General features: G+C 76.6%; 11 protein-coding genes. 5 read left to right on the top strand and 6 right to left on the bottom strand.

Annotation, left to right across the window (positions count from 1 at the left end; genetic code table 11):
• Positions 1–38: 38 nt before the first annotated feature.
• Positions 39–503, bottom strand: a complete 465-nt coding sequence (locus tag ACYVOF_RS03115) for a DUF427 domain-containing protein (RefSeq protein ID WP_460864036.1) — start codon at positions 501–503, stop codon at positions 39–41.
• Positions 504–627: 124 nt separating this feature from the next.
• On the opposite strand from ACYVOF_RS03115, the gene ACYVOF_RS03120 reads away from it, so the two are divergent.
• Positions 628–2,979, top strand: a complete 2,352-nt coding sequence (locus tag ACYVOF_RS03120; protein ID WP_460864037.1) for a sensor histidine kinase — start codon at positions 628–630, stop codon at positions 2,977–2,979.
• Entirely contained in the window at positions 2,976–3,635 is a 660-nt protein-coding gene (locus tag ACYVOF_RS03125; RefSeq protein WP_460864038.1) for a response regulator, read from the top strand. The genes ACYVOF_RS03120 and ACYVOF_RS03125 overlap by 4 nt, the downstream gene beginning before the upstream one ends.
• Positions 3,636–3,639: 4 nt before the next feature.
• Here the strand turns inward: ACYVOF_RS03125 and ACYVOF_RS03130 are convergent, their stop codons facing one another.
• The 4 genes from ACYVOF_RS03130 to ACYVOF_RS03145 form a co-directional block, all read right to left on the bottom strand.
• Positions 3,640–4,425, bottom strand: coding sequence for an ANTAR domain-containing protein (locus tag ACYVOF_RS03130; RefSeq protein WP_460864039.1), 786 nt, complete (start codon positions 4,423–4,425; stop codon positions 3,640–3,642).
• An 85-nt stretch (positions 4,426–4,510) separates the two neighbouring features.
• Entirely contained in the window at positions 4,511–5,506 is a 996-nt protein-coding gene (locus ACYVOF_RS03135; protein ID WP_460864040.1) for an SDR family oxidoreductase, read from the bottom strand.
• Entirely contained in the window at positions 5,503–6,408 is a 906-nt protein-coding gene (locus tag ACYVOF_RS03140) for an SDR family NAD(P)-dependent oxidoreductase (protein WP_460864041.1), read from the bottom strand. The genes ACYVOF_RS03135 and ACYVOF_RS03140 overlap by 4 nt, the downstream gene beginning before the upstream one ends.
• Positions 6,409–6,509: 101 nt before the next feature.
• Positions 6,510–6,671 carry a DUF6131 family protein gene (locus tag ACYVOF_RS03145; RefSeq protein WP_460864042.1) on the bottom strand — a complete coding sequence of 54 codons (162 nt, stop codon included), beginning with the start codon at positions 6,669–6,671 and terminating at the stop codon, positions 6,510–6,512.
• 357 nt (positions 6,672–7,028) lie between these two features.
• Here ACYVOF_RS03145 and ACYVOF_RS03150 point away from each other — a divergent pair, with 357 nt between their 5' ends.
• Complete coding sequence (locus ACYVOF_RS03150) at positions 7,029–7,625, top strand: TMEM165/GDT1 family protein (RefSeq protein ID WP_460864043.1); 597 nt, start codon at positions 7,029–7,031, stop codon at positions 7,623–7,625.
• Between the two features lie 131 nt (positions 7,626–7,756).
• Here the strand turns inward: ACYVOF_RS03150 and ACYVOF_RS03155 are convergent, their stop codons facing one another.
• Positions 7,757–9,163 (bottom strand): VWA domain-containing protein, encoded by a 1,407-nt coding sequence (locus ACYVOF_RS03155; RefSeq protein ID WP_460864044.1) that lies wholly within the window; start codon positions 9,161–9,163, stop codon positions 7,757–7,759.
• A gap of 111 nt (positions 9,164–9,274) precedes the next feature.
• Here ACYVOF_RS03155 and ACYVOF_RS03160 point away from each other — a divergent pair, with 111 nt between their 5' ends.
• Both ACYVOF_RS03160 and ACYVOF_RS03165 read left to right on the top strand, forming a co-directional pair.
• The gene (locus ACYVOF_RS03160; protein WP_460864045.1) at positions 9,275–10,429 is read left to right on the top strand and encodes an HpcH/HpaI aldolase/citrate lyase family protein; all 1,155 of its coding nucleotides are present in this window, start codon (positions 9,275–9,277) and stop codon (positions 10,427–10,429) included.
• A complete protein-coding gene (locus ACYVOF_RS03165; RefSeq protein WP_460864046.1) occupies positions 10,426–11,787 on the top strand; it encodes a phosphoribosyltransferase family protein in 1,362 nt (453 codons plus the stop codon). Before ACYVOF_RS03160 ends, ACYVOF_RS03165 begins: the two co-directional genes overlap by 4 nt.
• Positions 11,788–11,902 lie beyond the last annotated feature (115 nt).

Here is an 11,902-nt window from a genome sequence, read left to right on the forward strand (position 1 = left end):
CGGAACCTCGCGTCCTGGCTGCAGGAATCACACACGGGCTACCAGCCGAGGGTGCCCGGGGAGCCCTTGAACGGGCCGACGAGGTCCGCGGTGATCCAGCCGCCGTAGAAGCCGCCGGGCTGCGGCACGACGACCTCGCCGTCGACCGTGACCTCGTCGAGCGGCGCCGGGTAGAGCGCCACCCGGTCGGTCAGCACCGGGTACCGGCGGTCCGGCGTCGGGTACCACCAGCCGGCCTCGCGGACGGGGGCGGCGCCGGGCACCACCAGGTCGACGTAGCGGGCGGTGCCCTTCCACTCGCACATCGTCCGGCGCGACACGGGCTCGAGCACCCCGTCGGCGAACGCGGCGCGCGGCAGGTAGTACGTCGGCGGGTGCGAGGTCTCCAGCACCCGGACCACGTCGGTGGTGTCGACGACGGTGACGCCGCCGTGGCGGACGACGACGCGGCGGTCGACGGCCTCGGCGCGCGGGGGGCGGGGGTAGTCCCAGACGGATTCCACGTCCGCGACGGTAGGCCCGTCCGGCCCGACGCGCCCGGGGCCCGTGGGGTCCACCGTGCACGTCGGCCCCGCGCACTCACTAGTGTCCGACCTGCTCAGGAGACCCCTGAGGGGGGAGGACGGTGTGGTCACGCTGACGGCCCCGACCGCCGACGAGCCGACGCTGACCCGGGACGGCGTGTGGGCCGTCACCGACCGGTGGGCGCTGCTGCTGCGCACCACCGCCGGGGCCGGGTCCGGCCTCGTCGGGCTGCTGACCCCGGGGCCCGTCGCCGGCGTGCCCGTGCTGGCGGTGCTGCTGGGCTGGTCGCTGTTCCGCCTGCTCGGCCGCACCGAGCCCAACGACCGCCGCCTGCTGCCCGTCGACCTCGTCGTCACCCTCGGCGTGGCGCTGGCGACGCCGGTGCTCGTCGAATCCGCCGTGGAGGCCCGCAGCCTGGCCTCGATGCCCGCTGCGGTCGTGGCCGCCGCGGGCGTCACCTTCGTCTGGCAGCTGCGCGGCTGGCGCGTCCTGGCCTGGGTGGTGGCGGCGGTCGCGGCCCTCGCCCTCGGGGGCGCCCTCGCCGGCGCCGCGCCGCAGGACCTGCTCGTGGTCTGGTACCTGCCCATCCAGTCGTTCGTGGTCTGGCTGATGATGGTGGTGCTGCGCCGGGGCGCCGCCCGCGCCGACCGCGAGGCCGTCGGCCTGGTCGAGACGCGCACCGCCGCGGTGCTGGCCGCGCAGCGCCGGGTGGCCGAGCGCGAGCACTGGGCCGTGCTGCACGACACCGCGGCCGCGACCCTGCTCGTCGTCGGCACCGGGGTGCCGGGCACCGCGTCGGCCCGGGTGCGGGCGCAGGCGGGCCGCGACCTGCGGGCGCTCGAGGCCGCCGCGCCGGGCCGGGACGACCCGACCCGCGCCCCGACGCAGCCCGACGGCACGACCCTCGCGCTCACCGCGGCGCTGCGGCCGCTGCTCGGCGAGGGCCCGCTGCGCGCGGAGCTCGACGGCCCGGACGACGTGGCGGCCCCGGCGGGCGTGGTCGCGGCCCTGCGCGACGCGACCCGCGAGCTGCTGACCAACGTCGAGCGCCACGCCGGGACCGCGCACGCCCGGGTCCGGGTCGGCCGGGACGCCGGCACCGACGGGGTGTGGGTGGAGGTCCGCGACCGGGGCACGGGGTTCGACGCCGGTGCCGTCGAGGGCCGCGGGCTGCGGGAGTCCGTGCGCGGCCGGGTGAGCCGGGTGGGCGGGACCGTCGCGCTGCGCACCACCCCGGGTGGGGGCACCACCGTCCGGCTGCGCTGGGCGCCCCCGGTGGCCGGTGGTCGGGCGGCGCCCCCGCCGACGTCGTCGCACTCGGTGGTGGGCGAGCTCGTCCGCGGGTTCCGTCTCGTCCTGCTGGGTGTCGTCGTCGTCTCGGCGGCGTTCCGGGTGCTCACCGCCCACGCGGCCGACCCGGGCTACGACGCGCTCGAGACCGCCTACCTCGCGGTCGCGGCCGGCGTCGTCGTCCTCGTGGCGTGGGCCGCGCTGCGCCGCCGCCCGGTCGCGCCGGCGGCCACCGCCCTCGCGGCCGTCGCCGCCGTCCTCGACGCGGTGGTGGCGGTCCGGCTCGGCCCGTCGGGGATCGGCGGGGTGGCGGACTGGACGTCGCAGAGCGTCGGCTGGCTCTGGTTCTTCACCCTCGGCGTGCGGCGGCGCGGGCCGGTCCTGGCGCTGCTGTGCGCGCCGTTCCTCCTGCGGGCCGGGGTCCTGCTCCTCGACGGCGACCTCGGCGCGCTGCGGCTGGTCGGGGTGTTCGGGCTGGGCCTGGTGGTGCTGCAGATGGGGGGCGGGCTGTTCCTCGGCGCGCTGGAGGCGCAGGCCGCCCGCGCGGAGCGGCTGCGCGACGCGCGCCTCGCGGTCGAGGCCGCCCGCAGCGTGGCCGACGGGCTGCTCGAGGACTTCCGCACCCGCAGCCGTGCGCTGCGCGCGACGACCGTGCCGCTGCTGCGCGAGCTGGCCGACGGCACCGCGAGCCCCACCGACGAGACCACCCGGCACCGCGCCCGCATCGAGGGCGCCCGGCTGCGGCGCCTCTTCGCCGAGGCCGACGCGCTTGACGCGTCGCTGTCCGCGGAGGTCCGCTCGGTGGTCGAGCAGGTGGAGCGCGGCGGGGTCAGCACCTCCCTCGAGGTGGAGGCGACGCCGCCGCTGGACACCGACGTGCGCCGGGCCCTGCTGGACGAGCCGATGGCGACCCTCGCGCTGGCCCGCACCCGGGCCCGGGTGGTGGTGCAGCTGGTGGCGGGCGAGGTCGTGGTCAGCGTGACGACGGACGGCCCCCCGCCGCCGACGCCCCCGGCCGGGGACCACCGGGGCGTGACGACGCTGCGCGCCGCCGTCGACGGCCGCACCTGGGCGCAGTCGAGCTGGGCGCTGCCCCCGGCGGCCGACCCGGTCGGGCCCGCCGCGCCGGCCGGGGCCCGCACCACGGCCGGGAGCCGCGCGTGAGCGGCCGGGTGGTCGCGGCCCCCCGGGTGGCCGTGGTCGACGACCACGACGTGGTCCACGCCGGGCTGGAGGCGTGGCTCGGCGAGGCCGGGGTCGACGTCGTGGCCCGTGCCCGCGACCACGCGCAGGCCCTGGCGCTCACCGCGAGCGGGGACGTCGACGTGGTGGTGCTGGACCTGCTGCTCGACGAGGCCACCCCGGACGTCGAGCTGCTCAGCGCGCTCGTCGCGGCCGGGCTGCGGGTCGTCGTGCACTCCAGCCTGACGTCGCGGGCGGTGATCCTGGACTGCCTGGAGCGGGGCGCGGCCACCTACCTGGTCAAGAACGAGGGACGCGAGCACCTCGTCGCCGCCGTCACCGAGGTCGCCGCCGACCGGCCCTACATCGCGCCGACGATGGCCGGGGCGATGGCGGCCCCGCCGGAGCGCAACGACCCGGGCTTGTCCCCCCGCGAGGTGGAGGTGCTGCTGGCGTGGTTCCGCACCGAGTCGAAGATCCTCGTCGGCCAGGCGCTGCACATCGCCCCGGGCACCATCAACACCCACCTGGGCCGCGCGCGGGCCAAGTACGCCGCGGTGGGTCGCCCGGCGTCGACCAAGTCGGCCCTGCTGGCCCGGGCCATCCAGGACGGCCTGATCGACCCCGACGAGCTGTAGGGGCTCAGCCGGCGGTGTGGCGCGCGACGAACGCGACGGCCACAGCGTGCAGCTTGGTGTTGGTGTTCTGCGACTCGGTGCGCAGCAGGTCGAAGGCGGCGTCCTCGTCGACCCCGCGGGCGGCCATGAGGATGCCCTTGGCCTGCTCGATCGGGGCGCGGTGGGCCAGCGCCTGCTGCAGCTGGGCGGCCAGGTTCTCCGCGGCGTGCAGCCGGGCGTAGTCGTCGAGGGCGCGGGTGGCGTGGTCGGCGATGATCAGCAGCAGCGCGACGTCGTCGTCGGAGAAGCCCTCCTCGCTGGTGCTGTAGAGGTTCAGCGCGCCCACGCTGCTCGGCGCGGTGCTCAGCGGGGCGGCGAGGAACGAGCGCACCCCGATCGCGACGGCCTCCTCGGTGAAGCGGGGCCACTGCTCGCCGGTCGCGGCCACGTCGGCGCGCACCACGTGGCCGGTGGCGATGGCCTGCAGGCACGGGCCCTCGCCGGTGCGGTACTGGCGGGCGTCGATCTCCAGGGTGAGGTCGTCGGTGTGCGCGGCGGTGAACGGCTCGTCGCCGACGTGGGCGGTGACCCCGGCGCTGTGGGCGCCGTCGATGACGCGGACCGAGAGCTCGGCGCAGCGGTGCAGGTACTCCAGCAGCTCGTCCTCGTCGTGCACCGACCAGGCCAGGCTGGCCATGACGTCGGCCATCTCCTCGGGGTGCCCCGCCACGGCCTTGCGGATGAGGGCGCGCACCCCGTCGCGCGGCGCCTCCGTGGGGGCCGGCGACGTCGACGGCTCGAACTGGGTCACGAACGGGATCGTACGGCAGGTCGGTTGTGCGCGAGCGATAGGTTGCGGACGTCCCGGTGCGCGATCGGGTGAACACCGCCCGTGCTCAGCGCCGGCGGGCGAGCCACCCCCCGACCGAGGTCAGGGCCCCGGCGGCGAGCAGGGCGACCGCGCCGTGGTGCTGCGACGCCCACAGCTGGGGGTCGCGGTGGCGCTGCTGGTCGCCGAACGCACCGCTGGGCCCGAAGTCGCGCTCCTCGTCCGCCGGGCCCCACAGGTTGGCGGGCGCACCGGCCTGCGCGGGGGCGTCGGTCTGCTGCGCGTCGTACCCGGTGCGCGCCAGGTAGCGGTCGAGCAGACCGGGGGCGACGAGGTTGCCCAGCAGGGTCTTCACCGTCGAGCTGCCCACCCAGTACTCCCGGCGGCGGGGGTGCTCGATCGCGTGCAGCACGGCCCGCGCGATCAGCGCCGGGTCGTAGATCGGGGGCACGGGCTGCGGGTAGTTCGGCAGCCGGGAGAGCACCCAGGAGAACTGGGGGGTGTCCACGGCGGGCAGCTGCAGCATGGTCACGTGCACGCCGCTGCGGTCGTGCAGCAGCTCCGCGCGCAGCGCCTCGTGGAAGCCCTGGATCGCGTGCTTGGCCCCGCTGTAGGCGGACTGCAGCGGGATGCCGCGGTAGGCCAGCGCGGAGCCGACCTGCACCACCACGCCCCGGTCGCGCGGGGTCATGTGCCGCAGCGCGGCCATCGTGCCGTGCACGTAGCCCAGGTAGCTCACCTCGGTGACGCGGCGGTACTCCGCGGCGGTGATCTCCTGGAACGGGGCGAACACCGAGGTGAACGCCGTGTTGACCCACACGTCGACGGGCCCCAGCTCGGCCTCGACGCGGTCCGCGGCGGCGTCGACGGCGGCGGCGTCGGCCACGTCGACGGGCACCACGAGGGCCCGGCCGCCGCCGCGCTCCACGTCCCGGGCCGCCCCGGCCAGGCCGGCCGCCCCGCGGGCGAGCAGGGCGACGCTGTCCCCGCGCGCGCCGCAGGCGGTGGCCACGGCGCGGCCCACGCCCCCGCTGGCCCCGGTGACGACGACGACGCGGCTCATCGCTCCAGCTCCGGGCGGGGGGTGAACACGTTGCCCTCGGTGTCGGCGACGTGCCCGCGGGCGAAGGCGAGACGGCCGTACAGCGGCCCGACCAGGGCGTCGAACAGAGCGGGCGTCAGGGTGAACCCCAGCGCCATCACCTTGTTGCCCAGCCCGCCGGCCACGTCGGAGTCCCGCTCGCGGCGCGGGTCGGCCACCGAGGCGTGCACGGCGCGGGCGATGCGGTCCGGGCTCGCGGTGGGCGGCGGCGGGGTGCCGTGACGGCCGAGCACGGTGGCCGCCTGCCGGTAGATGGGGGTGTCGACGGCGCCCGGGGCCACCGAGGCCACGTGCACCGCGGGCAGGTCGCGCACCTCCTGCTGCAGCACCCGCGTGAGGCCGCGCAGCCCCCACTTGGCGCTGACGTAGGAGGCGATCCACGGGGTGGTCACGCGGGCCAGGGCCGACCCGACGACGACGAGGGTGCCGCGCTCCTGGCGGCGGAACACCTGCAGCGCGGCGCGGGCCACGTTGGCCGAGCCGAGGAGGTCGACGGCCACCACCCGCTCGTAGACCTCGGGCGGGGTGTCGACGAACGAGCCGTAGCTCATCACCGCCGCGGAGCTGACGACGACGTCGAGCCCGCCGAGCTCGGTGACCGCCCGGTCGACCGCCGCGTGCACCTGCGCGCGGTCGGTGACGTCGGTGGGCGCGACGAGCGCGGCGGCCGCGCCGGCCCGCAGGCACTGCGCCGCGACCTCCTCGAGCACCTCGGTGGAGCGCGAGCACAGCACCAGGGCCGCACCGTCGCGGGCGAAGCGCAGCGCGCTGGCCCGCCCGATGCCGCTGGACGCGCCCGTCACCAGGACCACCGCGGGGCGGTCCGGGGGCGTCGTGGCGGCCGTTCGCCGTCGCAGTCGCACCGGCACCCTCTCCTCCGTCGTGCCGGGCGGGCGCCCGGTCCGGTGTGAGTCCACGCGACCCGGGCGGCTCGTGCAGCGCGAGGCGCCCGGGTGTGACGCGATCAGTAGTAGTGCGAGCGCCCGCCGACGCCGCGGCCGGAGCGGCCCATGAAGGCCAGGACGAGGCCGATGACGAGCAGCAGCCAGCCGCCGATGACCACGGGCGGCGGCGAGGCGGGGAACGAGTACCCGACGATGAGCAGCAGCACTCCGACGATGATCACTTCTCAGGTCCTTCCCGTCGCGCGACCCGCGTCGGCCGCTGCAGGGTGTGTACCCGCCCGCGTGCGGCCCCGCCCGGCGCAGCGCCGCACCGTCACCGCCTCGTGACCCCTGCGCGGGTGCCCCCCGGTGCCGGGACTGCGGTAGCGTCCCCGTCGAGCTAGAGGGGAGTAGTCCCCGGCCGGGAGCGTTCCCGGCCGGCGAGGTGGTCGACACACCGGTCCGCGGGCACGTGGTGGACCCGGCGCCTCACCCGCGACGCGGGCGGACGAGACCTCCGGCCGGGCTGATCCACGCCCGGTCGGGGTCGCACCGGACCTCGGGCGGGCGCCACCACGCACCCCAGGAGCGCCGCACCCATGTCCCTCGCCGTCCTGCTCACGGTCTTCGTGATCATCTTCCCCGTCGAGCTGCCCGACAAGACGCTCGTGGCCACGCTCGTGCTCACCACCCGCTACCGGGGCCGGCCGGTGCTGCTGGGGGTGGTCGCCGCCTTCGCCGTGCAGGTCGTCATCGCCGTGGCCTTCGGCAGCGCGCTGACCCTGCTGCCCGGACGCCTCGTGGCCGCGGTCGTCGCCCTGCTGTTCGCCGTCGGTGCGGTGCTGCTGCTGCGCGAGGGCTTCGGCACCGACGACGAGGAGGAGGCCGCGGAGGCCGCCGCCGAGCGCGAGCAGCTGCCGTTCTGGCGGGTGGCCGCCACGAGCTTCGGGGTGCTCTTCGCCGCCGAGTGGGGCGACGCCTCGCAGCTGGCCGTGGCCGCGCTGGCCGCCCGCTACGGCGACCCGCTCTCGGTGGGCCTCGGGGCGTGGCTGGCGCTGGCCGCGGTGGCGACGATCGCCGTGCTGGTGGGGAAGAAGATCGCGGGGCGGATCCCGGTGCACCTCATCCAGCGGGTCGCGGGCGTGGTGTTCGCGGTCTTCGCCGTCATCGCGCTGGTCGAGCTCGTCCGCGGCTGACCCCGGGCGGCCCTGGGGCGCGGGACGTGGGCGAATCGCGGCCCCGGGCGCCCTAGGGCGCGGGATGTGGGCGAATCGCGCACGTGGACGCCGCCGGGGCGCGGGACGTGGGCGAATCGCGGCCCCGGGCGCTAGCGGAGCAGGCCCTTCGCGCGCGCCTGGGTGAGCCAGCCGGGGTACTCCGTCATCAGCAGCTCGAAGAGCTGGTCGTCGGGGATGGCGGCCGGGTCGGCCACGGCGAAGAAGTCCGCGTTGTCGAGGTAGCGGCCGGGCATGTCGTCGAGCTCCTCGAGGAACGCGAACTCGCTCTTCGCCCCCGCCGGCCGTGCCGCGCCTCCGGCGAGGCGGGACAGGAAGCCGCCCCCGGCCGGCTTGGCGGGGGGTGCCACCGTCGCCGCGCTCTGCCCGATGGCCATGAACTGCCAGAACATCGGCTCGAAGCTCGACGACACCACCTGGGCGCGGGCGCCGTCCTCGTCGAACGTCTGCCCGTCGGTGACGAACATGCAGTACACCGGCAGGTCCTGGGACAGCGGCTGGCTGCGGGGGGCCGAGGTGCCGAAGTAGTGCTCCCGCACCAGGGCCATGGCCTTGCCGTAGTAGGTGGCGGGCTCGAGGCCGGTGCGCCCGACGGTGGCGCCCACGTAGTCGCCGTAGTTGCCGGCGTTCAGGCTGCCCGCGGTGTGCCCGTCGCGGCCGAAGAGGAACACGTCGACCTCGCCGTCGTCGTCGAACCGCAGGCCGAGGGCGAGCACCCGGTTGGCCAGCTCGGCGATGGAGCCGTTGCGGTAGAGCCGGTGCATCGACCCGGAGATGTCCAGGCACAGCGCGACCTTCGCGGTGTGCTCGCCGAGGCCCCGCTTCTCCAGCGACACCGCGGCCTGCTTGGTCAGGCTCAGCAGCTTCGGCGCCTGCTGCCCGACCTTCTTCTCCATGTCGATGAGCTTCTGCTTCTTCAGGCTCACCGCGGGGGCAGCGGGGGCAGCGGGGGTAGCGGCGGCCGGGGTCGGGGCCGCGGACGGCTCGTCGTCGACCGAGATGCCGAAGTCGGTGGCCAGCCCGGCCAGCCCGACGTCGTAGCCCTGCCCGACGGCGCGCAGCTTCCACGCCCCCGCCCGGCGGTAGACCTCGCCGAGGACGAACGCCGTCTCGCTCGACGCGTCGTCCACGTCGTAGCGCAGCAGCTCGGCGCCGCCGGGGTCGAGCACCCGCAGGTGCAGGCCCCGGACCTGGCCGAAGGTGCCGCCGTCGGCCGACGCGGCGACGACGACCCGCTCGACGCCGGCCTCGAGCCGCGCGGTGTCCACGGTCAGCGCGTCGACCCCGGACTGCTTCCCGGCGTGCGCGACGGCCCCCGAGGCGTGCGCGGGCTGGTTGTAGAACACGAAGTCGGCGTCCGAGCGGACCTTGCCCGCGTCGGTGAGCAGCAGCGCCGAGGCGTCGACGTCGGGCACCCCCGGGCCCGGCGTCCAGCCCACCTCCAGCCGCACGGCGGCAGCGGTCAGCGGTGCGTTGGAACCCTTGGCCATCGACGTCATGGCTCCCATCGTGCCCGTTTCGCGTGGTTGTCGGGGCTCTCGGGGCCGGCCGGGGCAGACTGTGCGCCGGTCGGCCACCGCGGGCGTGGGCGCAGGAGCGAGGAGCGGGGCGTGACGCACTTCGACCACCTCGCGACGGCCGAGCAGGACCGGCTCTTCCACGCCCCGCCGGAGCCCGTCGACGCCACCAGCCCGCGCGAGCTGCAGGCGGTCGCCCTCGGCGCTAGCCTCTACAGCCCCGGCACCCGGCCGCAGCTTGCGCAGGACCTGGTGCGCGCCCGCACCCGGGGCGTCGCCTCCTCGGTGCTGTGCCTGGAGGACTCCGTGCCGGACGACGAGCTGGCCCACGCCGAGGCCAACCTCGTCGCCCAGCTGCGCGCGCTGCGGGCCGACGGCTCGGCCACCCCGCGGCTGTTCGTCCGGGTGCGCCGGCCCGACCAGGTCGACGACCTCGTCGCCCGGCTCGGCTCGGCCGTCGAGCTGCTCAGCGGGTTCGTGCTGCCGAAGTTCACCGGCGCCACGGGCCCGGACTACCTGGCTGCCCTGGCCGCGGCCTCGGACGGCGCGGGCCACGAGCTGCTGGCCATGCCCGTCGTCGAGTCCCCCGAGGTCATCCACCTCGAGACCCGGGCCGCCGCGCTCCAGGACGTGGCCGCGCTGCTCGCCGCGCACCGCGACCGCGTGCTGGCCGTGCGGCTGGGGGCCACCGACTTCTCCGGCACCTACGCGCTGCGCCGTTCCACCGGCATGACGATCTACGACGTGCGGGTGGTGGCGGCCGTCATCGCCGACGTGGTCAACGTGCTCGCCCGCGACGACGGCACCGGCTTCGTCGTCACCGGCCCGGTGTGGGAGTACTTCGGCGGCGGCGAGCGCATCTTCCGGCCCCGGCTGCGGACGTCGGTGTTCGCCGAGCACGGGGCGGCCGAGCTGCGCGCGGAGCTGCTCGACCACTCCGAGGACGGCCTCATCCGGGAGGTCGAGCTGGACAAGGCGAACGGGCTGACGGGCAAGTCCGTCATCCACCCCAGCCACGTCGCGATCGTCCACGCGCTCTCGGTCGTCTCCCACGAGGAGCACAGCGACGCCTGCGACGTGCTGGCCCGGACCACCCCGAGCGGGGTGATGGCGTCGGGGTACCGCAACAAGATGAACGAGGTGAACCCGCACCGCGGCTGGGCGCGGCGCACGCTGCTGCGGGCCCGGGCGTTCGGCGTCGCGGCCCCCGAGGTGTCCTTCGTGGACTTCCTGGCCGCCGGCCGGTGAGCGCACCGGGGTGGACCGGGGCGTGGGTGGCCCGGCGGCTGGGGGTCTCGGTCGTCGGGGACGACGTGGCCGCGCTGGTGGGCCTGGCCGTGCGGCGCAACCCGCGGCGGGCGCACCTGCTGGTCTCCCGCGTGCTGGCCAAGCACGTGCCCACCGACCCGAGGCTGGTCCGGGCCGCGGGCCGGCTCCTGGGGGTGCGGGTGGCCGGGGTGCTGCGCGGGCCGGGACCCGCGGTGGACCTCGGCCCGCTGGTGGCGGCCTTGGACGGCGACGACGCGGGTGCCGGCGCGGCCGCCGTGCGCGACGCCGCGGTGGCCCCGGTGCTGCCCGTGCCCGGGGCCGTGGTGCTCGGCTACTGCGAGACGGCGACCGCGCTGGGCCACCTCGTCGCCGAGACGCTGCGCGCGCCGTACCTGCACTCGACCCGCCGCCCCGTGGCCGGGGTGACGCCCGCGGGCGGGTTCGACGAGGAGCACTCCCACGCCGTCGGCCACCTGCTGCTGCCCGCCGACCCCGGGCTGCTCACCGGGGACGGGCCGCTGGTGCTGGTCGACGACGAGCTCTCCACCGGGCGCACCGTCGCGAACACGGTGCGCGCGCTGCACGCTCTGCACGCGCGGGCGCACTACGTGGTCGCGTCCCTGGTCGACCTGCGCTCGGCCGACGACGGCGCCGTGCTCGACGCGCTGGCCGCGGAGCTCGGGGTGCGGGTGGACGTGGTCGCGCTCGCCACGGGCACGGTGGCGGTGCCCGACGGGGTGCTCGTCGCGGGGCAGGCACTGGTGGCCGAGCTCGAGCGCCCGGCGCCGCCACCCGCGCCCGCGGCGGACGTGGTGCGGGTGCAGGTGGGGTGGCCCGCGGGGCTGGCCGAGGGCGGCCGGCACGGGGTCGGTGCGCCGACGCACGCAGAGCTGGACGCGGCGGTGCCCGGGCTCGCGGCCGCCGTGGTGCGCGCGCTGCCCGCGACGGCCGTGTCGCTGCTGGTGCTCGGGACCGAGGAGCTGTTGCACGCCCCGCTGCGGCTGGCGGAGGCGGTCGCCGACGCCCGGCCCGACCTGGTGGTGCGGTTCTCCTCGACCACCCGCTCCCCGGTGCTGGCCGTCGACGACCCGGGCTACGCCATCCGGGACCGCCTCGTGTTCCCCGCCCACGACGACCCGGCCGACGGGCCCGGACCGCGCTTCGCCTACAACACGCGGCAGGGCCCCGGGGGTGCGGCGTTCGACGTGGTGCTGGTCGTCGTCGACACCCCGGCCGACACCCCGGCGCTGCACGGCGACGGCGGCCTGCTGGCCGAGCTGGCCGCGACCGGGTCGACCGTGCTGCTCGCCGTCCTGCCGGTGCTGCTCCCGGTGTGAGGCCGACCGACCCTTGGCGGGGTCCGCTGTGTCCGGCACGTCAGTACGAAATGTACATTCTGTACTGGCTCCGCAGCGGTGGTCCCGCACCGGTCCGGCGCGCGAAGTGGGCGAA

Source organism: Rhodococcus aerolatus (genome assembly GCF_054783215.1).